This window comes from Streptomyces sp. NPDC097595 (assembly GCF_044761525.1).
GTDB lineage: Bacteria > Actinomycetota > Actinomycetes > Streptomycetales > Streptomycetaceae > Streptomyces > Streptomyces drozdowiczii_A.
Genome location: NZ_JBIWCN010000001.1, coordinates 200304 through 219773 on the forward strand (window position 1 = coordinate 200304; position 19470 = coordinate 219773).

Genomic DNA, 19470 nt, shown 5'->3' on the forward strand with positions numbered 1-19470 from the left:
CCGGGCGCCGTGTCGCCCGGCCACCCCAGGGAGCGGGCTTTCGGTTTACGCGGTTCAGCCTGTCGCGCTCGACGGGAACGCGCCCGCCGCCGCAGCCGTCGCGAGGAAGCCGCGCCCCAGCTCGGTCAGCCGGGCCACACCCGGTCCGCCCAGGTGCTCGTACGGGCCCAGGTCCATCCGGTCCGTGGCCTCCTCCACCTCCTGGCGCAGCGCGGCGCCGGCCTCGGTGAGCTCGCCGTCCGCCGTGAGCAGCCCGCGCCCGCGCAGCCGCTCCGACGCGTCCTCCCAGTCGGCGCGCCGCCAGCCCCGGCTGGCGAGGATCCAGCGGATCGCCATGCCCTTGCCCGTCGCGGTGTGGCTGACCAGCGCTTCGAGCGGGTCGAGCTCCGCCGTGAGGAGCGCGGCGAGATGGGCGTCGCCCCGGTGCTCGCGGAGCAGCGTCGCCGCGTGCCAGTACGCCAGGTGCGGTTCGTCGGGCACCGGCAGACCGGCGTGTGCGGCGTACAGCGGCCGGGCGTGGCGGGTGCAGCCCTCCGTGGCGCGCAGGGCCAGCCGCGCGGCCTCGGCCATCTCGGGCGAGGCGATGATCTCCTCGCCGAGCAGTCGGCGCAGCGTCGTGTCGGCGGCGCGCAGCCGCGCGTCCAGGACCTTCGCCGGCGAGGCGATGTCCCAGATCGCGGGCACGTGCTGGGCCACGAGCGCGTGGTTGAAGTTGTAGAAGGTCGCGGTCACCGTGTCCGCCCCGACCGCGCCCATGGCGGCGGCGCGGGTGGCGAAGTAGGCGGCGGAGGGATCCTCGATCCCGATCCCGCCGAGCTCCTTGCCGAGGTCGGGGGAGAAGTAGAGCGAGGAGTGCAGCGGGTTCAGGGCGTTGTGGCAGCGCCGGCCGGCACGGGGCGGGAGAGTACTCATACCCGCACGTTACCGACTGGTCGGTACGGGTAGGAACCCCCGGGTCCACGTGAGCTGTGCCGCAGCCGCCGATGGCAGGAAAGGTGGGGGACCCGTCATTGCGGCCATCCCGGGGCCCGCCCAGGATGGCGGACATGAAGCAGCGATCCGTGCTCGTCGTCCTCTTCGACGGCATCCAGAGCCTCGACGTCACCGGCCCCATGGAGGTCTTCGCCGGGGCATCCCGCTTCCCCGAGGTCTCGTACGCGCTGCGCACCGCCTCGCCGGACGGCGCCCCGGTCCGCACCTCCTGCGGCCTCACCCTGGTCCCGGACGGCAGCCTCGCCGACGCGCCGGTGCCCCACACCCTCCTCGTCCCCGGCGGCGGAGGCACCCGCGACCCCGACCCCGCGCTCGTCCACTGGCTGCGCGCGCACGGCCCGCTGCCGGAGCGGCTGGTCTCCGTGTGCAGCGGGGCGCTGCTGCTCGCGGCGGCCGGACAGCTGGACGGCCACCGGGCGACGACGCACTGGAACGTGTGCGAGAAGCTGGCCCGCGAGCACCCCGCCGTCGAGGTGGACCCCGAGCCGATCTTCGTACGCGACGGCAGGATCGCCACCTCCGCCGGGGTCACCGCGGGCATCGACCTCGCGCTGGCCCTGGTCGAGGAGGACCACGGACGGGACGTCGCGCTCACGGTCGCCCGGCACCTCGTCGTCTTCCTGCGCAGACCGGGCGGCCAGTCCCAGTTCAGCGCCCAGCTCAGCGCCCAGACGGCGCGCCGTGAACCGCTGCGCGAGGTGCAGCACTGGATCACCGAGCACCCCGGCGCCGACCTCTCCGTCGAGGCCCTGGCCGCCCGCGCCCGCCTCTCGCCCCGCCACTTCGCCCGCGCCTTCCAGGCGGAGACGGGCACCACCCCCGGCCGGTACGTCGACCGGGTCCGCCTCGAACACGCCCGCCGGCTTCTGGAGGACACCACCGACGGGGTCGCCGGGATCGCCCGCAGCTGCGGCTACGGCACGCCGGAGGCGATGCGCCGGGCCTTCGTGAAGGCCCTCGGCGCGGGCCCGGCCGAATACCGCCGCCGCTTCGGCTCCCACACCACCGACCACTCCTGACCCACCCGAGAGACCCGAGAGACAGGAAGACCATGCAGATCGCCATCGCCCTCTTCGACCGCTTCACCGCGCTGGATGCCGTCGGCACCTACGAGATCCTGTCCCGCACCCCGGGCGCCGAGACCGTCTTCGTCGCTGAACGGGCGGGCGCCGTCCGCAACGACAACGGCAGCCTCGACCTGGTCGCGCACCGGACGTTCGACGAGGTCCCCGCCCCCGACCTGGTGATCGTCCCCGGCGGCCCCGGACAGCACCACCAGATGGAGAACGAGAACCTGCTCGGGTGGCTGCGCCGCGCGGACGAGGCCACCACCTGGACGACCTCCGTCTGCACCGGATCGCTGCTGCTCGCGGCCGCGGGACTCCTGAAGGGGCGCCGCGCCACCTCGCACTGGCTCGCCCTCGACACCCTGAAGGACCACGGCGCGGAGCCCACCGGCGAACGCGTCGTCTTCGACGGCAAGTACGTCACCGCCGCCGGGGTCTCGTCCGGCATCGACATGGGCCTCGCCCTGCTCGGCCGCATCGCCGGCGACCGTACCGCACAGGCCGTACAGCTTCTGACGGAGTACGACCCCCAGCCGCCCTACGACGCGGGGTCGCCGGACAAGGCGCCGGCCGACCTGGTCGAGGAGTGGCGGGGCCGGAGCCGGTTCATCCTTCAGTAGGCGCCCAGGTGAACCGGGGCGCGCGGCGTTCCAGGAAGGCGGCGACCCCCTCCGCGGTGTCGCCGCTGTTCCGCGCCTGCCCGGCCCAGTGCGCGTCCCGGTCCTCGCGCCCGGCCGCGAACTCCTTGGCGGCGGCCTGGGTCAGCCGCGACCGGGACACCAGGGTGCGTACATAGGCGGCGACCCGCTCGTCCAGCCCGTCGGCCGGCAGCACCTCGTCCACCAGGCCCGTCCGCAGCGCCCGTTCGGTGTCGATCAGCTCACCGGAGAACAGCAGGTGCTTGGCCGTCGCCGGACCCGTGAGGGCGACGAGGCGGCGGGTGGACGAGGCGGGGTAGACGATGCCCAGCTTGGCCGGGGTGACCCCGAACAGGGCGCCCTCGGCCGCGAAGCGCAGATCGCAGGCGGCGGCGAGCTGGCTCCCGCCGCCCACGCAGTAGCCGCGCACCGCCGCGAGGGTCGGCAGCGGGAACGCGGCCAGCGCCTCCTCGGCGGCCACGGCCAGGCGCTGCGGATCGCTCCCGGGGTCCCGGAGCGAGGAGATGTCGGCGCCCGCGCAGAAGGTGTCGCCCGCGCCCGTCAGGACCAGGGCGCCCACGGAGGGATCGGCCGCCAGCTTGTCGAGCAGGACCGGCAGCGCCTCCCACATGGCGGCCGTCATCGCGTTGCGCTTGGCGGGGTTGCCGATGACGACGGTGGCGACGCCGTCCGCGACGGTGTGCTCCAAACGGGGTTCCGTACGGTCCATGGCCGGATGCTATCCGTGGTGTTCGAACCTACGATCAGCAAGGGGCCGCGAAACAGGCACGCACCCGAGGAGCCCCACGTGGACGGTCCCGAACGCGAAGGCAGGAAGCTCCACCGCAGTTTCAGCGGTCTGGCCCTGCTCGGCATCCTGCTCGTCGTCGCCGGCCTGGTCGGCCTCGTCTACACCGGCGTCGCCACGCTCACCTCGATGATCCTCTTCGGCTGGCTGCTGCTCGTCGGCGGCCTGGTCGGACTGCTGCACGCCATCCAGTCGCGCGGCACCAGCTACTTCTGGCTGGGCGTCGTGGTGGCCGCGCTCAACATCGCCGCCGGGCTCGTCGTCATCCGCCACCCGCACGGCACCGCCGAGGCGCTGACCATGTTCGCGGCGCTGCTCTTCCTGACCGGCGGGGTCTTCCGGCTCGTCGGCAGCGTCGTGGTGCGCGGGCCGCAGTTCGGCTGGACGCTGCTCCAGGGCGCCTTCGGGCTGCTCCTCGGCCTGCTCGTCCTCTTCGACTGGCCGCACAGCAGCCTCTACGTACTCGGCTGCTTCTTCTCGCTGGCCCTGCTCTTCGACGGGCTCGGGCTCATCGCCATCGGGATCGGCGGCCGACGCATCGTCTCGATGGTCTCCGAGCAGATGGCGCCGGGACAAGACGAGGCGGACAAGGGAGAAGGAACGGACCCGCTCACCCAGGACGGTCAGAAGCGGTCCGAAAACTGACACTTCCGCTTGAATGAAGTCGAGTCCGTTCAATAGGAGTCGACTTCTGTTCAATAGTACGGACCGGAGCAACCTCGCCCGCCACCCTGTACTCGACGTGAAGTCACTACGAGTGGAGAGCGGGTACCGGACTATGGAGAGCCGCGGGAGCACCCCCGCCCGGCCCGTGCCGTACGAAGGGGTCTGGCGTTTCACCGCCCCGGCCTCGGACGTCTCCGTACCCCAGGCCCGGCACGCCGTACGCGATCTGCTGAAGCGCCAGAACGTGCCGATCGAGGACGACATCGCCCAGGGACTGCTGCTCATCGTCTCCGAGCTGGTCACCAACGCCGTGAAGCACGCCGCGCTGCTCTCGCCCGAGCTCGCCGTGGAGGTGGCCGTGGGCGAGGACTGGGTCAGGGTGTCCGTCGAGGACAACCACCCCTACCGCCCGACCGCCCTGGAGACCGACTACGCGCAGACCGGCGGCCGGGGCCTGCTGCTCGTCCGCGAGATCACCCGGGAAGCGGGCGGCACCTGCGACGTCGAGCACACCGCGGGCGGCGGCAAGGTCATCTGGGCGGCCCTCCCGTTGAGCACCGCCCTCTGACCCCTCCGCCACCACGCCGGCTCACCAGCCGGCGGTGTCCCCGGTCAGCTCGCGGATCGCCGGCCGGGCGGCGTCCAGCACGGTCATGAACCACGCGGAGAACGGCTCACGGGCATGCCGCTCGGCCAGCTCCGCCGCCGTCACGAAGGCCGTCCCGCCGACCTCCTCCGGATCGGGCCGCAGCCGCTCCTGCGCCAGGCCCACGAAGAGGTGGTTGAACTCCTGCTCCACCAGACCCGACGCCGGGTCCGGGTGGTTGTAGCGGACGGTGCCCGCCTCGGCCAGCAGCGAGGGCGAGATGCCCAGCTCCTCGTACGTACGCCGGGCGGCGGCGGCGAAGGGCGCCTCACCCGGGTAGGGATGGCCGCAGCACGTGTTGGACCAGACACCGGGGGAGTGGTACTTGCCCAGGGCGCGCTGCTGGAGCAGCAGCCGGCCCTGCTCGTCGAAGAGGAACACGGAGAACGCGCGGTGCAACTGGCCGGGCGCCTGATGGGCGGCGAGCTTCTCCGCCGTACCGATGGTGGTGCCGTTCTCATCGACCAGTTCGAGCATGATCGCGTCCGCTGTGCCGTTCGACGAGGTGTTCGCCGCGGTGACTGGTGTGGTCGGCATACCCATCCTTCGCTGTGGTCCCGGCCCCGTGCAGCCGGTCCCGTCGAGTCCGATCAAGTCTGCCGTACAAAAGCGGCTTGTCCGTACTTAGGGTCCTGGCATGTCCGCCCCGCCCCGGCCGGTCCTCAGACCCCGAAGGCGGGCGGATACTCAATCGTGCCCATCGGGACGGGCGCGGAATCATCGAGCACCAGCGCCATCATGGCCTCGTCCGGAACCTCGAAGGGCGGCCGGATCCCGTACCGCGAGGCCGGTACGAAACCGAACCTCGGGTAGTACTCCGGATGCCCGAGCACCAGCACCAGCCGCTCCCCGTACCACCGCGCCGCCTCCAGCACCGCCCGCACCACGGCCGAGCCCGCACCGCGGCGCTGGTGCTCGGGAGCGGTGGCGACCGGGGCCAGGGCCAGGGTGGGCACTCCCTCGACCCAGCACCGGCTCAGCAGGGCGTACGCGGCGATCGAGCCGTCGGGCGACTCGGCGACCCACGAGAGGCCAGGCAGCCAGAGCAGCGAGTCCTTGCGCAGCGTGTCCACGAGCGTGGCTTCCGCCTCCGTCGGGAACGCGGCGGCGTTCACGGCGCGCACGGCGGGGGCGTCGTCCCGCATCTCGGGGCGGACGCGCCAGGTCATGTCGGTCAACGTGGGGACCCTCGGGTGGGCGGGCACCGGCCGGCGGGCCGGTTCGTACACGTCCGGGAAACCCTACACCTCGGGCCGCACGGCCCCGGGGCTCAGTGGCAGAGCCTCGCCTCGTGCTCCGCGTGCCCGCTCGGCTCCAGCTGGAAGGTGCAGTGCTCCACGTCGAAGTGGTCGCCCAGGCAGCCCTGGAGCTCGTGCAGCAGCTTCTCGTGGCCGATCGAGTCCAGCAGGTCCTGCTGGACCACCACATGGGCGGAGAGCACCGGCATCCCCGAGGTGATCGTCCAGGCGTGCAGATCGTGGACGTCCAGCACCCCGGGCAGCGCCGTGATGTGGTCGCGTACCTCGCCCATGTCGACGCCCGGGGGCGCCGCCTCCAGGAGCACGTTCAGCGTCTCGCGCAGCAGCCGCACCGTACGCGGGACGATCATGAGCCCGATGATCAACGAGGCGATGGGGTCCGCCGCCTGCCAGCCGGTCGCCATGACGATGCCCGCCGAGATCAGCACGGTCACCGAGCCCAGCGTGTCCGCCAGCACCTCCAGATAGGCGCCGCGCACATTGAGGCTGTCCTGCTGCCCGCGCATCAGCAGCGACAGCGACACCGCGTTCGCGACGAGACCCACCAGGGCGAAGGCGATCGTGAGCCCGCCCCGGGTCTCCGCCGGGTCGATGAAGCGCTCCACCGCCTCGAAGAGGAGATAGCCGCCCACCCCGAGGAGCAGGCAGCAGTTGGCGAGGGCGGCCAGGATCTCGGCTCGGGCGTAACCGAAGGTGCGGTTCGGGCCGGCCGGCCGGTTGGCGAAATGGATCGCCAGCAGGGCGAGCCCCAGCCCCAGGGCGTCGGTCGCCATGTGGGCCGCGTCGGCGATCAGCGCGAGGGAGCCGGACAGCACACCGCCGACGACCTCCATGACCGTGACGGCCAGGGTGATGCAGAGTGCGATGCGCAGCCGCCCCTTGTGTGCGGCGGCCGCCGTGCCGGTCGGCGCCGGCCCGTGCGTGTGTCCGTGATCGTGCCCTGCCCCCATGGGGACGCCTCCCGGTCGTCTCGCGGACCCGGGCTTCCGGCCCGGGCCCTGCCAGTCAACTACGGGTGGGGGGTATCGGGCAACACGGCACTGAACACCGTTGTCAACGCCACTGACCTGCGGAAACGTATGCAGGTCAGAGCCCCTGTACGGCGCAGGGCGACCCGGCTTTGTCAGGCGGGGCGGCCATCGACAATGATGATCGCGGACGGAGCGCGTGGTCCGGCCCCGCCCGGAACGGGGCACAAACGGGTGGTGAACTCGCGCTTCCGTTCATCCGATAGCCTCTGCCGACATGCCGCCGGCCGCATCTGGCCGCACTGTCGCGTGCCGATCCGTGTCAGCACCCAAGGAGTGAGTTCGTCTGTCGACCGCCATTCTCACAGGTGCTCCGCTGCCCGGATCGTCGCTGGAGGACGATCTGCGGTCGCTGGGCTTCGACGTCCGGGCAGCCGCCGACGTCACCGAAGCGGCCACCCTGCTGGCCGCCGTCCCGGCGGCCCACCGCGTCGCCCTGGTCGACCCCCGCTTCGTCGGCCACCGCCACGCCCTGCGGCTCGCCCTGACCGACCCCCGCTTCCCCGCGGCGGCCGTGCCCGGCGCCCTCACCGCACAGGCCGAGGCCCGCCCCGCCCTGGTCGTCGCCCTCCGCGCCACCACCGACGCGGTCGGCGCCGGAGTGCCCGCGGGCGGCACCGCCACGGTCACCGACCGCACGGTGCCCGGCAGGCTCGCGGCGGCCATGGAGGCCGGCGGCACCGAGGTGCAGCGCCCCGAGCTGGGCTCGCTCGTCGCCACCGTGCCCACCGACGGGACCGCCCGCGCCGCCGCCCGTACGGACGTCGAGGCCGTGGACGACGAGGCGGTCCGGCTGCGCAGCGCGGTGAAGGCCCGCGACGGCTTCTTCACCACCCACTTCATCAGCCCTTACTCGCGCTACATCGCCCGCTGGTGCGCGCGCCGGGGGCTCACCCCGAACCAGGTCACCACCGCGTCCCTGCTCACCGCGCTGATAGCGGCCGGCTGCGCGGCCACCGGCACCCGGGGCGGCTATGTCGCGGCGGGCGTCCTGCTGCTGTTCTCCTTCGTCCTGGACTGCACCGACGGGCAGCTCGCCCGCTACTCGCTCCAGTACTCCACGATGGGCGCCTGGCTGGACGCCACCTTCGACCGCGCCAAGGAGTACGCCTACTACGCGGGCCTCGCCCTCGGCGCCGCCCGCAACGGCGACGACGTCTGGGCGCTGGCGCTCGGCGCGATGGTCCTCCAGTCCTGCCGCCATATCATCGACTTCTCGTTCAACGAGGCCAACCACGACGCGGTGGCGAACAGCAGCCCCACCGCGGCCCTCTCCGACAAGCTCGACAGCGTCGGCTGGACGGTCTGGCTGCGCCGCATGATCGTGCTTCCGATCGGCGAGCGCTGGGCGATGATCGCCGTCCTCACCGCGGTCACCACCCCGCGCATCGTCTTCTACGCCCTGCTCATCGGCTGTGCCTTCGCCGCCTGCTACACCACGGCGGGCCGCCTCCTGCGTTCCCTGACCCGCAAGGCGAAGCGCACCGACCGCGCCGCCCAGGCCCTCGCCGACCTCGCGGACTCCGGCCCGATCGCCCAGCTGATCGCCACCCGGGGCCCGAAGATCGGCGGCGCCTGGACCGCCCCAGCGGTCGCCCTCGTCGGCACCGGCGCACTGATCGCCGCCGCGCTCCAGCAGCCCTTCGGCAGCCGCCAGACGATCATCGCCGCCGTCTTCTACGCGGTCTGCTCCGGCATAGCCGTGGCCCGCCCCCTCAAGGGCGCACTCGACTGGCTCGTGCCCCCGGTCTTCCGGGCCGCCGAGTACTGCACGGTCCTGATCCTGGCCGCCCGCAGCGACATCGACGGGGCGCTCCCCGCGGCCTTCGGACTGGTCTCGGCCGTCGCCTACCATCACTACGACACGGTGTACCGCATCCGAGGCGGCACCGGCGCCCCGCCCCAGTGGCTGGTGCGCACGATCGGCGGACACGAGGGCCGGACCCTGGTCGTGGCCGTGCTCGCCGCCGCACTCACCGGAGCCTCCGGTTTCACCACGGCGCTCACCGTGCTCGCCGTGGCCGTGGCAGTGATCGTGCTGGTGGAGTCCATCCGCTTCTGGGTGTCCTCCGGGGCGCCCGCCGTTCACGACGAAGGAGAACCCGCATGATCGGCCTCGTACTGGCAGCCGGCGCAGGACGGCGCCTGCGCCCCTACACCGACACGCTGCCCAAGGCGCTCGTGCCGGTGGACGGCGACAAGACGATCCTCGACCTCACGCTGGCCAACTTCGCCGAGATCGGGCTCACCGAGGTCGCGATCGTCGTCGGCTACCGCAAGGAGGCCGTCTACGCGCGCAAGGAGGAGCTGGAGGCCACGTACGGCCTGAAGCTCACCCTCGTCGACAACGACAAGGCCGAGGAGTGGAACAACGCCTACTCCCTGTGGTGCGCCCGTGAGGTCCTGAAGCGCGGTGTGCTCCTCGCCAACGGCGACACCGTCCACCCGGTCTCCGTCGAGAAGACCCTGCTGGCCGCGCGCGGCGACGGGCAGAAGATCATCCTCGCCCTCGACACGGTGAAGAACCTCGCCGACGAGGAGATGAAGGTCGTGGTGGAGGACGGCAAGGGCGTTCAGCGGATCACCAAGCTGATGGACCCGGCCGAGGCCACCGGCGAGTACATCGGCCTCACCCTCATCGAGGCCGAGGCCGCCGAGGAGCTCGCCGACGCGCTGAAGACCACCTTCGAGCGCGACCCGGACCTCTACTACGAGGACGGCTACCAGGAGCTCGTCAACCGCGGCTTCACCGTGGACGTCGCCCCCATCGGTGACGTGAGCTGGGTCGAGATCGACAACCACGACGACCTCGCGAAGGGCCGGGAGATCGCGTGCCGGTACTGACCCGACTCATCCCGTCCCCGGTCTTCGTCGACATCAGCCGGGGGGCCATGCACGACCTGGCGGGCCTCCTCGCCGACCAGCGGATCTCCGCCTCCGGCAAGCTCGCCATCGCGATCAGCGGCGGCTCCGGCCTCGCCCTGCGCGAGAAGCTGGCCCCGGCCCTGCCGGGCGCCGACTGGTACTGCGTCGCCGGCGGCAACATCGACGCGGCGGTGCAGCTGGCCGACGACATCAAGGGCAAGCGCTACGACGCCGTGGTCGGCCTCGGCGGCGGCAAGATCATCGACGTGGCGAAGTACGCCGCGGCCCGGGTCGGCCTGCCGCTGGTCTCGGTCGCCACGAACCTCGCCCACGACGGCCTCTGCTCGCCCGTCGCCACCCTGGACAACGACAACGGCCGGGGCTCCTACGGCGTCCCCATGCCCATCGCCATGGTGATCGACCTGTCGGTGATCCGTACCGCGCCCGACCGCTTCGTACGGTCCGGCATCGGCGACGCGATCTCCAACATCTCCGCCATCGCCGACTGGGAGCTCTCGCACCAGGTCAACGGCGAACAGATCGACGGACTCGCCGCCGCCATGGCCCGTACCGCCGGCGAAGCCGTCCTGCGCCACCCCGGCACCGTCGCCGACGACGAGTTCCTCACCGTCCTCGCCGAGTCACTGGTGCTCTCCGGCATCGCCATCTCGATCAGCGGCGACACCCGGCCCTCGTCCGGCGCCTGCCACGAGATCAGCCACGCGTTCGACCTGCTCTTCCCGAAGCGGGCCGCCAGCCACGGCGAGCAGGTCGGCCTCGGCGCCGCCTTCGCCATGCACCTGCGCGGGGCCGTGGACGAGTCCGGCCTCTTCGCCGACGTACTGCGCAGGCACGGCCTGCCGGTCACGCCCGAGGAGATCGGCTTCACCGCCGACGAATTCGTCCAGGCCGTCGAGTACGCGCCCCAGACCCGCCCGGGACGCTTCACGGTCCTGGAACACCTCAGCCTCTCCACCGACCAGATCAGGGACGCGTACGCCGACTATGCCAAGACCATCAGTAGCTGAACTCCGCCCGGTCGTTCACCCGCCGGGCGTCAAGGACCGGCGCAGCGGTGAACACTGGGCGGGCCGGATATACATGCGCGAGGTCTCCCTGCGCATCGACCGGTACCTGGTGAACACCAAGGTCACGCCCAACCAGCTGACCTACCTGATGACGCTGGCCGGTGTGCTCGCCGCCCCCGCGCTGCTCGTCCCGGGCATCTGGGGCGCGGTGCTCGGCGTCGTCATGGTCCAGCTGTACCTGCTGCTCGACTGTGTGGACGGCGAGATCGCGCGCTGGAAGAAGCAGTTCTCGCTCGGCGGCGTCTACCTCGACCGCGTCGGCGCCTACCTCTGCGACGCGGCCGTGCTCGTCGGCTTCGGCCTGCGCGCCGCCGACCTGTGGGGCACCGGCCGCATCGACTGGCTGTGGGCCTTCCTCGGCACGCTCGCCGCGCTCGGCGCGATCCTGATCAAGGCCGAGACGGACCTGGTCGGCGTCGCCCGCCACCAGGGCGGACTGCCGCCGGTCAAGGAGTCCGCCTCCGAGCCGCGCTCCTCCGGCATGGCGTTCGCCCGCCGGGCCGCCGGCGCGCTCAAGTTCCACCGGCTCATCCTGTGCGTCGAGGCGTCCCTGGTCATCCTGGTCGCCGCCGTCCTGGACGAGGTGCGGGACGACTTCTTCTTCAGCCGTCTCGCGGTCGCGGTCCTGGCGGGCATCGCCCTGCTCCAGACCCTGCTGCACCTCGTGTCGGTCCTGGCGTCGAGCAGGCTGAAGTGAGCACACCCATGAAACTCGGCGCGGTCATCATCACCATGGGCAACCGCCCTGCCGAGCTGCGCGCCCTGCTCGATTCGGTCGCCGCCCAGGAGGGCGACCGGATCGAGGTGGTCGTCGTCGGCAACGGCTCGCCCGTCCCCGACGTCCCCCCGGGCGTCCGCACCGTCGAGCTGCCCGAGAACCTCGGCATCCCCGGCGGCCGGAACGTCGGCATCGAGGCGTTCGGGCCCTCCGGCGCCGATGTGGACGCCCTGCTCTTCCTCGACGACGACGGGCTGCTGCCCCTCACCGACACCGCGGAGCTGTGCCGGAAGGCGTTCGCCGAGGACCCCCGGCTCGGCATCATCAGCTTCCGCATCGCGGACCCCGAGACCGGGGTCACGCAGCGCCGGCACGTGCCCCGGCTGCGCGCCGCCGACCCGATGCGCTCGTCCCGCGTGACGACCTTCCTGGGCGGCGCCAACGCGGTGCGCACCCGGGTGCTGGCCGAGGTCGGCCCGCTGCCGGGCGACTTCTTCTACGCGCACGAGGAGACGGACCTCGCCTGGCGGGCGCTGGACGCCGGCTGGCTGATCGACTACCGCGCGGACATGGTGCTGCACCACCCCACCACGGCCCCGTCCCGCCATGCCGTCTACCACCGCATGGTGGCCCGCAACCGGGTCTGGCTGGCCCGGCGCAACCTCCCCGCGCCCCTCGTCCCGGTGTACCTCGGGGTGTGGATGGCCCTGACCCTGCTGCGCAGGCCATCCGGCGAGGCGCTGAAGGCGTGGTTCGGCGGATTCCGGGAAGGCTGGCGGACGCCCTGCGGACCGCGCCGCCCGATGAAGTGGCGTACGGTGTGGCGACTGACCAGGCTGGGCCGCCCTCCGGTCATCTGAGAGGCTCCCCTCTGGGAGCATGAGGCGTATTTTTCTTGTCGGGACCTGTCCGCCCTGAGCCGCGCCCGCGACTGGCTGCGCATTTCGAATACGAGAGTTTCTTCTGGTGAGTGACACAACCCATGGCGGCGCGGTTGCGGTGAGCAGCCCGCCATCAGCCGACGACGGCCTGAGCGCGGCCGAGCTGGCCGCGAAGTACGGCCTTGCGGTCAGCGGTGCCCGGCCCGGACTCCTCGAGTACGTGCGCCAGCTCCAGGGGCGACGCCATTTCATCCTGGCGTTCTCCCGGGCCAAGCTGACCGCCCAGTACAGCCAGGCGAAGCTGGGCCAGCTGTGGCAGGTGGCGACCCCGCTCCTGAACGCGGCGGTCTACTTCCTCATCTTCGGGCTGATCCTCGGCACGAAGAAGGGGATCCCGCAGGAGGTCTTCATCCCGTTCCTGGTGACCGGGGTGTTCGTCTTCACCTTCACGCAGAGCTCCGTGATGGCGGGTGTACGCGCGATCTCGGGGAACCTCGGCCTGGTCAGGGCCCTGCACTTCCCGCGCGCCTCGCTGCCCATCTCCTTCTCGCTCCAGCAGCTCCAGCAGTTGCTGTACTCGATGATCGTGCTGATCGCGGTCACGGTCGGATTCGGCAGCTACCCGAGGCTCTCCTGGCTGCTGGTGATCCCCGCCCTGGTGATGCAGTTCTTCTTCAACACCGGACTGGCGCTCGCCATGGCCAGGATGGGCGCCAAGACCCCCGACCTGGCACAGCTGATGCCGTTCGTCATGCGCACCTGGATGTACGCCTCCGGCGTCATGTTCTCCATCCCGGTGATGCTCGCGAACAAGCCGGCCTGGATCACCGACGTGCTCCAGTACAACCCGGCGGCCATCTACATGGACCTGGTCAGGTTCGCCCTGATCGACGGATACGGCTCCGAGAACCTGCCGGACCACGTCTGGGCGGTCGCCCTCGCCTGGTCGATCGTGGTGGGCATCGTGGGCTTCGTGTACTTCTGGAAGGCAGAGGAACGGTACGGCCGTGGCTGACGACAACACCGCGGGGCGCGTCCCCACCGTGATCGCCGACGACGTGCACATCGTGTACCGGGTCAACGGCGGCGGCGGTGGCAAGGGCAGCGCCACCGCGGCACTGAGCCGGATCATGCGCCGCGAGAAGGGCCAGGAGCGCGGGGTGCGCAAGGTGCACGCCGTGCGCGGGGTCACCTTCACCGCCTACCGGGGCGAGGCGATCGGGCTCATCGGGACGAACGGCTCCGGCAAGTCGACGCTGCTCCGCGCCATCGCGGGCCTCCTGCCGACCGAGAGCGGCAGCGTCTACACGGACGGCCAGCCCTCGCTGCTCGGCGTCAACGCCGCGCTGATGAGCGATCTGACCGGCGAGCGCAACGTGGTGCTCGGCGGTCTCGCGATGGGCATGAGCCGCGAGGAGATCCGCGAGCGCTACGAGGACATCGTGGAGTTCTCCGGCATCAACGACAAGGGCGACTTCATCACCCTGCCGATGCGCACCTACTCCTCCGGCATGGCCGCCCGTCTCCGCTTCTCCATCGCGGCCGCCAAGAACCACGACGTCCTCATGATCGACGAGGCGCTGGCGACCGGTGACCGCAAGTTCCAGATCCGCTCCGAGGCGCGGATCAGGGAGCTGCGCAAGGAGGCCGGCACGGTCTTCCTGGTCAGCCACAGCAACAAGTCGATCCGGGACACCTGCAACCGGGTCCTGTGGCTGGAGAAGGGCGAGCTCCTGATGGACGGCCCGACCGAGGAGGTCCTGCGGGCCTACGAACGGGAGACCGGTAAGTAGGACGCCCCGCGTCGCACGGCAGACGGCCCCCGCCGGATCCTTCCGGCGGGGGCCGCGCCATGTCCGGACCGTGGACCGGAGTCCGGACATCCGCGCCTCGTCGTACGGCGCCCTTCGCGATCTCCTCCCGCCGGATGACGTGAACGCGCTCCGGCGGGAGGAAAGTTGACGCGGGCCCCGGGGCTGGTGCCGCAGGGCCCGTACCCCGGCGTTTGGATGAGCGTTGTACAACGTAAGCTGTACCGGTGCTGATTCGCCGCAAGTGGGGCGATACCGCCTGGGGGGACGGCCGGGAGCCGTCCTCGGCACTCGGAAGGGCGGGCGGCGTGTCCGGAATGGGGTATTTTGGGTCAGCAGTGTAGAACGGGAGTTGTGACGGCTATGACGGAAGATCTCCCGCTCCGAGGTGCTCACGCCGTCCCCGCGCAGGGCGGTCCGCAGTGACCCGTACCCGGCAGGCGCGGCTCGATACCGCCGCATCCGGAACCCTCGACAAGGCAGCCCACGAGAACTTTCCGGTCGCCCCCTTCTTCCTGCCCCGCGCCTGGCGCGACGACCTCATGGCCGTCTACGGCTTCGCCCGGCTGGTGGACGACATCGGGGACGGCGACCTCGCCCCCGGCGGCGCCGACGCCGTGTACCTCGGACTCGACCCGGCTCAGAGCGACGACCGGCTCGCCATGCTCGACGCGCTCGAGAGCGACCTGCACCGCGTCTTCGCGACCACCGGCCAGACCCCGCACCACCCGTTGATGCGGGCGCTCCGCCCCACCGCCCGGCGCCGCGCGCTCACCCCCGAGCCGTTCATCGGCCTCATCGAGGCCAACCGGCAGGACCAGAAGGTCCGCCGCTACGGCACGTACGAGGAACTGCTCGCCTACTGCGAGCTCTCCGCCAACCCCGTGGGCCGCCTCGTCCTCCAGCTCACCGGCACCGCGAGCCCCGAACGGCTGCGCCGCTCCGACGCCGTGTGCACCGCGCTGCAGATCGTGGAGCACCTCCAGGACGTCGCCGAGGACCTCGGCCGCGACCGCATCTATCTTCCGGCCGAGGACATGGCCCGGTTCCACGTCACCGAGACCGACCTCGCGGCGCCCACCGCCAACGCCTCGGTCCGCTCCCTGATCGCGTACGAAGCGGAACGCGCCCGGGATCTGCTGAATGAAGGCACCCCCCTGGTGGGTAGCGTCCACGGCAGGCTCAGGCTGCTTCTCGCCGGATTCGTGGGAGGAGGACGCGCCGCCCTCACCGCGATCGCGGCCGCCGGATTCGACGTACTGCCCGGACCGCCCGGACCCACCAAGCCCAGCCTGCTGCGCGAAGTGGGGATTGTCTTGCGAAAAGCGCGTAGAGAGGGATGAGCCCGACCGTGGAGGGACAGACGACGTACATGTCGGCACCGGTACAGGCCGCTTACAGTTACTGCGAGGCCGTCACCGGACAGCAGGCGCGCAACTTCGCGTACGGCATCAGGCTGCTGCCGGCCGAGAAGCGGCAGGCCATGTCGGCCCTGTACGCCCTCTCCCGCCGCGTGGACGACATCGGTGACGGCGAACTGGAGCCGGAGACCAAGCGCGTCCGCCTGGAGGGCACCCGCACCCTGCTCGACCGCGTCCGCGCCGGCAAGGTCGAGGAGGACGACACCGACCCGGTCGCCGTCGCGCTCGCCGACGCCGCCCGCAGGTTCCCGCTCCCGCTCGACGGGCTCGACGAGCTCATCGACGGCGTCCTGATGGACGTGGACGGCACCGTCTACGAGACCTGGGACGACCTCAAGGTCTACTGCCGGTGCGTCGCCGGCGCCATCGGGCGCCTCAGCCTCGGCGTGTTCGGTACGGAGCCCGGCGCCCCCGGCGCCGAGCGCGCCCCCGAGTACGCCGACACGCTCGGCCTCGCCCTCCAGCTGACGAACATCCTGCGTGACGTCCGCGAGGACGCGGGCAACGGCCGCACCTACCTGCCCGCCGACGACCTCGCCAAGTTCGGCTGCTCCGCGGGCTTCCAGCGGGCCACCCCGCCGCCCGGCTCCGACTTCGCGGGCCTCGTCCACTTCGAGGTCCGGCGCGCCCGCGCCCTGTTCGCCGAGGGCTACCGGCTCCTCCCGATGCTCGACCGGCGCAGCGGCGCCTGCGTGGCGGCCATGGCCGGCATCTACCGCAGGCTCCTCGACCGCATCGAGCGCGACCCCGAGGCGGTGCTGCGCGGCCGGGTCTCGCTCCCGGGCCACGAGAAGGCGTACGTCGCGGTACGCGGCCTGTCCGGACTCGACGCCCGGCACATCTCACGGCGCACGGCCCGAGGGCGTGTCTGAATGCGCCTCAGGTACATCTCGCGCACCATGTGCATCAAGGACGAACTCGGCGGACGGCGGGCAACCCCCGGCCCGGCGGCCGCGTCCCTGTCTGGGCAGGACCGATCCGACCAGGCCCGATGGGCGAGCAGCCGGCAAGAGGGGGGCGCATGAACGACGACACACCGCGTTCCCGTGCGGTCGTGGTCGGCGGCGGGCTCGCCGGTGTCACGGCGGCGCTCCGCCTGGCCGATGCCGGGCTTGACGTGACCCTGCTCGAAGGGCGGCCCCGGCTCGGCGGCCTCGCCTTCTCCTTCCGCCGGGGCGAGCTGACGGTGGACAACGGCCAGCACGTCTACCTGCGCTGCTGCACCGCCTACCGCTGGTTCCTCGACCGCGTCGACGGCGCCCGCCTCGCCCCGCTGCAAAACCGTTTGGACGTGCCCGTTCTGGACGTCGGCCGGCCCGCGGGCCCCCGGCTCGGACGGCTGCGCCGCAACGCGCTCCCGGTCCCGCTGCACCTCGCGGCCGGGCTCGCCGGATATCCGCACCTCTCGCTCGCCGAACGCGCCGGAGTCGCCCGCGCCGCGCTCGCCCTCGGCCGGCTCGACCCGGACGACCCGGCCCTCGACGCGGAGGACTTCGGCAGCTGGCTCGCCCGGCACGGCCAGTCGCCGCGCACCATCGAGGCGCTGTGGGACCTCGTCGGCGTCGCCACCCTCAACGCCACCGCGCCCAACGCCTCGCTCGGGCTCGCCGCGAAGGTCTTCAAGACCGGGCTGCTCTCCGACGCGGGCGCCGCCGACATCGGCTGGGCCGCCGTACCGCTCGGGGACATCCACGACACGATGAGCCGCAAGGCCCTCGACTCCGCCGGCGTCCGCACCGAGCTGCGCACCAAGGCCCACGGCCTCGCCCGCACCGAGGACGGGCACTGGCTGGTGGACACCGGCGCCGAACACATCGAGGCGGACACCGTCGTGCTGGCCGTGCCGCAGCGCGAGACCCACGACCTGCTGCCCGAGGGCGCGCTCGACGCACCGGACAAGCTCCTGGAGATCGGTACCTCCCCGATCCTCAACGTGCACGTCGTCTACGACCGCAAGGTGCTGAAGCGGCCCTTCTTCGCCGCGCTCGGCTCCCCGGTCCAGTGGGTCTTCGACCGCACCGAGGCGTCCGGGCTCACCGGCCCCGGGCAGTACCTCGCGGTCTCCCAGTCCGCGGCCGACGAGGAGATCGAGCTGCCCGTCGCCGAGCTGCGCGCCCGCTACCTGCCCGAGCTGGAACGGCTGCTGCCCGCCGCCCGGGGCGCCGGCATCCGGGACTTCTTCGTCACCCGCGAGCGCACCGCGACCTTCGCGCCCGCGCCCGGCGTCGGCCGGCTGCGCCCCGGGACGCTCACCCGCGCCCCCGGACTCTTCCTGGCAGGTGCCTGGACCGCCACCGGCTGGCCCGCCACGATGGAGGGCGCGGTCCGCAGCGGCGCGGGTGCCGCGGACGCCGCGCTCCTGGCGCTCGGCCGCCCCCATGAACATCCGCTGCAGGAGGCGGCATGAGCAGTACCACCGGAACAAGAGGAGAGTCAGTGACCCCGGCGAATCCGGCTTCCGACACCGTGGCGGACACCACGGACGTCACCGCGCTTCTGGAGCGCGGACGGGCCCTTTCCACGCCGGTGCTCCGGGCCGCGGTCGACCGGCTCGCACCGCCCATGGACACCGTGGCCGCGTACCACTTCGGCTGGATCGACGCCCAGGGCAGGCCCGCCGACGGCGACGGCGGCAAGGCCGTCCGCCCGGCGCTGGCCCTGCTGTCCGCCGAGGCGGCCGGCGCTTCGGCCGAGGCCGGTATCCCCGGCGCCGTGGCCGTCGAGCTCGTGCACAACTTCTCGCTGCTGCACGACGACCTGATGGACGGCGACGAGCAGCGCCGCCACCGCGACACCGTGTGGAAGGTGCACGGCCCCGCCCAGGCCATCCTGGTCGGCGACGCCCTGTTCGCCCTGGCCTACGACATACTGCTGGAGCTCGGCACGGCCGAAGCGGGCCGGGCGGCCCGGCGGTTGACCACGGCGACCCGCAAGCTCATCGACGGGCAGGCCCAGGACATCTCCTACGAGCACCGCGAGCGCGTCACCGTCGAGGAGTGCCTGGAGATGGAGGGCAACAAGACCGGCGCCCTTCTCGCCTGCGCCTGCTCCATCGGCGCGGTGCTCGGCGGCGCCGACGACCGCACCGCCGACGTCCTGGAGGCGTACGGCCACCACCTCGGGCTCGCCTTCCAGGCGGTCGACGACCTCCTCGGCATCTGGGGCGACCCCGAGTCCACCGGCAAGCAGACCTGGAGCGATCTGCGCCAGCGCAAGAAGTCCCTGCCGGTCGTGGCCGCGCTCGCCGCGGGCGGACCGGCCTCCGAGCGCCTGGGCGAGCTCCTCGCCGCCGACGCCAAGAGCAGCGACTTCGACAGCTTCTCCGAGGAGGAGTTCGCCGCCCGTGCGGCGCTCATCGAGGAGGCGGGCGGTCGCGAGTGGACCGCCCAGGAGGCGCGTCGTCAGCATGCGGTCGCCATAGAGGTGCTGCACGGTGTCGACATGCCGGAACCCGTGCGGGCGCAGCTCACCGCGCTCGCGGACTTCGTCGTCGTACGAAAGAGATGATCACCATCTGGTCCATATGACTCGCAGTCGCCGGCCGGCGTCCTTACGGGCGCCGGCCGACGGAGACCCCAGCA

The 19470-nt window shown here is 72.0% G+C and carries 20 protein-coding genes; 15 read left to right on the top strand and 5 right to left on the bottom strand.

Annotated features, from left to right (window positions below; genetic code table 11):
* Positions 1-54 precede the first annotated feature (54 nt).
* Complete coding sequence (locus tag ACIQZN_RS00865) at positions 55-912, bottom strand: hypothetical protein (protein WP_403986358.1); 858 nt, start codon at positions 910-912, stop codon at positions 55-57.
* A 134-nt stretch (positions 913-1046) separates the two neighbouring features.
* Here ACIQZN_RS00865 and ACIQZN_RS00870 point away from each other — a divergent pair, with 134 nt between their 5' ends.
* Together ACIQZN_RS00870 and ACIQZN_RS00875 are read left to right on the top strand one after the other, a co-directional pair.
* Positions 1047-2012: a GlxA family transcriptional regulator gene (locus ACIQZN_RS00870; RefSeq protein WP_403986361.1), complete on the top strand. Its 966-nt coding sequence runs from the start codon at positions 1047-1049 to the stop codon at positions 2010-2012.
* Positions 2013-2044: 32 nt separating this feature from the next.
* Positions 2045-2680, top strand: coding sequence for a DJ-1/PfpI family protein (locus ACIQZN_RS00875; RefSeq protein WP_403986364.1), 636 nt, complete (start codon positions 2045-2047; stop codon positions 2678-2680).
* Here ACIQZN_RS00875 and ACIQZN_RS00880 read toward each other — a convergent pair.
* The gene (locus ACIQZN_RS00880; RefSeq protein WP_403986367.1) at positions 2667-3428 is read right to left on the bottom strand and encodes an enoyl-CoA hydratase/isomerase family protein; all 762 of its coding nucleotides are present in this window, start codon (positions 3426-3428) and stop codon (positions 2667-2669) included. The genes ACIQZN_RS00875 and ACIQZN_RS00880 overlap by 14 nt on opposite strands.
* A 78-nt stretch (positions 3429-3506) precedes the next feature.
* Between ACIQZN_RS00880 and ACIQZN_RS00885 the strand changes: the two genes are divergently transcribed.
* Both ACIQZN_RS00885 and ACIQZN_RS00890 read left to right on the top strand, forming a co-directional pair.
* Complete coding sequence (locus ACIQZN_RS00885) at positions 3507-4151, top strand: HdeD family acid-resistance protein (RefSeq protein WP_403986370.1); 645 nt, start codon at positions 3507-3509, stop codon at positions 4149-4151.
* A 133-nt stretch (positions 4152-4284) separates the two neighbouring features.
* Positions 4285-4740, top strand: coding sequence for an ATP-binding protein (locus ACIQZN_RS00890; protein ID WP_026171141.1), 456 nt, complete (start codon positions 4285-4287; stop codon positions 4738-4740).
* Between the two features lie 21 nt (positions 4741-4761).
* Here the strand turns inward: ACIQZN_RS00890 and idi are convergent, their stop codons facing one another.
* From idi to ACIQZN_RS00905, 3 genes are all read right to left on the bottom strand, one after another.
* A complete protein-coding gene (gene idi, locus ACIQZN_RS00895; RefSeq protein WP_403986374.1) occupies positions 4762-5355 on the bottom strand; it encodes an isopentenyl-diphosphate Delta-isomerase in 594 nt (197 codons plus the stop codon).
* 125 nt (positions 5356-5480) lie between these two features.
* Positions 5481-5987 (bottom strand): GNAT family N-acetyltransferase, encoded by a 507-nt coding sequence (locus ACIQZN_RS00900; protein WP_403986377.1) that lies wholly within the window; start codon positions 5985-5987, stop codon positions 5481-5483.
* Between the two features lie 101 nt (positions 5988-6088).
* Complete coding sequence (locus ACIQZN_RS00905) at positions 6089-7027, bottom strand: cation diffusion facilitator family transporter (RefSeq protein ID WP_403986380.1); 939 nt, start codon at positions 7025-7027, stop codon at positions 6089-6091.
* Between the two features lie 364 nt (positions 7028-7391).
* Between ACIQZN_RS00905 and ACIQZN_RS00910 the strand changes: the two genes are divergently transcribed.
* The 11 genes from ACIQZN_RS00910 to ACIQZN_RS00960 all read left to right on the top strand — a co-directional run bounded on the left by ACIQZN_RS00910 (position 7392) and on the right by ACIQZN_RS00960 (position 19396).
* The gene (locus tag ACIQZN_RS00910) at positions 7392-9215 is read left to right on the top strand and encodes a DUF5941 domain-containing protein (RefSeq protein WP_403987364.1); all 1824 of its coding nucleotides are present in this window, start codon (positions 7392-7394) and stop codon (positions 9213-9215) included.
* The gene (locus ACIQZN_RS00915) at positions 9212-9949 is read left to right on the top strand and encodes a sugar phosphate nucleotidyltransferase (RefSeq protein ID WP_403986383.1); all 738 of its coding nucleotides are present in this window, start codon (positions 9212-9214) and stop codon (positions 9947-9949) included. The genes ACIQZN_RS00910 and ACIQZN_RS00915 overlap by 4 nt, the downstream gene beginning before the upstream one ends.
* Entirely contained in the window at positions 9937-10998 is a 1062-nt protein-coding gene (locus tag ACIQZN_RS00920) for an iron-containing alcohol dehydrogenase family protein (RefSeq protein WP_403986386.1), read from the top strand. The genes ACIQZN_RS00915 and ACIQZN_RS00920 overlap by 13 nt, the downstream gene beginning before the upstream one ends.
* Positions 10976-11755 carry a CDP-alcohol phosphatidyltransferase family protein gene (locus ACIQZN_RS00925; RefSeq protein WP_073965688.1) on the top strand — a complete coding sequence of 260 codons (780 nt, stop codon included), beginning with the start codon at positions 10976-10978 and terminating at the stop codon, positions 11753-11755. Before ACIQZN_RS00920 ends, ACIQZN_RS00925 begins: the two co-directional genes overlap by 23 nt.
* An 8-nt stretch (positions 11756-11763) precedes the next feature.
* Positions 11764-12636, top strand: coding sequence for a glycosyltransferase family 2 protein (locus ACIQZN_RS00930; protein ID WP_403987367.1), 873 nt, complete (start codon positions 11764-11766; stop codon positions 12634-12636).
* Between the two features lie 106 nt (positions 12637-12742).
* Positions 12743-13672: an ABC transporter permease gene (locus tag ACIQZN_RS00935; protein ID WP_403986390.1), complete on the top strand. Its 930-nt coding sequence runs from the start codon at positions 12743-12745 to the stop codon at positions 13670-13672.
* Entirely contained in the window at positions 13665-14450 is a 786-nt protein-coding gene (locus tag ACIQZN_RS00940; protein ID WP_018100148.1) for an ABC transporter ATP-binding protein, read from the top strand. Before ACIQZN_RS00935 ends, ACIQZN_RS00940 begins: the two co-directional genes overlap by 8 nt.
* Positions 14451-14890: 440 nt before the next feature.
* On the top strand, positions 14891-15811 hold the full coding sequence (hpnC, locus tag ACIQZN_RS00945; protein WP_403986393.1) for a squalene synthase HpnC: 921 nt from the start codon (positions 14891-14893) through the stop codon (positions 15809-15811).
* Positions 15808-16761, top strand: a complete 954-nt coding sequence (hpnD, locus tag ACIQZN_RS00950; RefSeq protein WP_403986396.1) for a presqualene diphosphate synthase HpnD — start codon at positions 15808-15810, stop codon at positions 16759-16761. Before hpnC ends, hpnD begins: the two co-directional genes overlap by 4 nt.
* A gap of 149 nt (positions 16762-16910) precedes the next feature.
* The gene (hpnE, locus tag ACIQZN_RS00955) at positions 16911-18296 is read left to right on the top strand and encodes a hydroxysqualene dehydroxylase HpnE (RefSeq protein ID WP_403986399.1); all 1386 of its coding nucleotides are present in this window, start codon (positions 16911-16913) and stop codon (positions 18294-18296) included.
* Entirely contained in the window at positions 18293-19396 is a 1104-nt protein-coding gene (locus ACIQZN_RS00960; protein ID WP_403986402.1) for a polyprenyl synthetase family protein, read from the top strand. The genes hpnE and ACIQZN_RS00960 overlap by 4 nt, the downstream gene beginning before the upstream one ends.
* The last annotated feature ends 74 nt before the right edge of the window (positions 19397-19470 follow it).

Coding starts and splice junctions, on each gene's coding strand:
- hpnD (WP_403986396.1), top strand. CDS start 15,808: ATGAGCCCGACCGTGGAGGGACAGACGACGTACATGTCGGCACCGGTA.
- ACIQZN_RS00890 (WP_026171141.1), top strand. CDS start 4,285: ATGGAGAGCCGCGGGAGCACCCCCGCCCGGCCCGTGCCGTACGAAGGG.
- ACIQZN_RS00915 (WP_403986383.1), top strand. CDS start 9,212: ATGATCGGCCTCGTACTGGCAGCCGGCGCAGGACGGCGCCTGCGCCCC.
- ACIQZN_RS00865 (WP_403986358.1), bottom strand. CDS start 912: ATGAGTACTCTCCCGCCCCGTGCCGGCCGGCGCTGCCACAACGCCCTG.
- ACIQZN_RS00870 (WP_403986361.1), top strand. CDS start 1,047: ATGAAGCAGCGATCCGTGCTCGTCGTCCTCTTCGACGGCATCCAGAGC.
- idi (WP_403986374.1), bottom strand. CDS start 5,355: ATGCCGACCACACCAGTCACCGCGGCGAACACCTCGTCGAACGGCACA.
- hpnE (WP_403986399.1), top strand. CDS start 16,911: ATGAACGACGACACACCGCGTTCCCGTGCGGTCGTGGTCGGCGGCGGG.
- ACIQZN_RS00900 (WP_403986377.1), bottom strand. CDS start 5,987: ATGACCTGGCGCGTCCGCCCCGAGATGCGGGACGACGCCCCCGCCGTG.
- ACIQZN_RS00960 (WP_403986402.1), top strand. CDS start 18,293: ATGAGCAGTACCACCGGAACAAGAGGAGAGTCAGTGACCCCGGCGAAT.
- ACIQZN_RS00875 (WP_403986364.1), top strand. CDS start 2,045: ATGCAGATCGCCATCGCCCTCTTCGACCGCTTCACCGCGCTGGATGCC.
- ACIQZN_RS00880 (WP_403986367.1), bottom strand. CDS start 3,428: ATGGACCGTACGGAACCCCGTTTGGAGCACACCGTCGCGGACGGCGTC.
- ACIQZN_RS00930 (WP_403987367.1), top strand. CDS start 11,764: ATGAAACTCGGCGCGGTCATCATCACCATGGGCAACCGCCCTGCCGAG.
- ACIQZN_RS00925 (WP_073965688.1), top strand. CDS start 10,976: ATGCCAAGACCATCAGTAGCTGAACTCCGCCCGGTCGTTCACCCGCCG.
- ACIQZN_RS00905 (WP_403986380.1), bottom strand. CDS start 7,027: ATGGGGGCAGGGCACGATCACGGACACACGCACGGGCCGGCGCCGACC.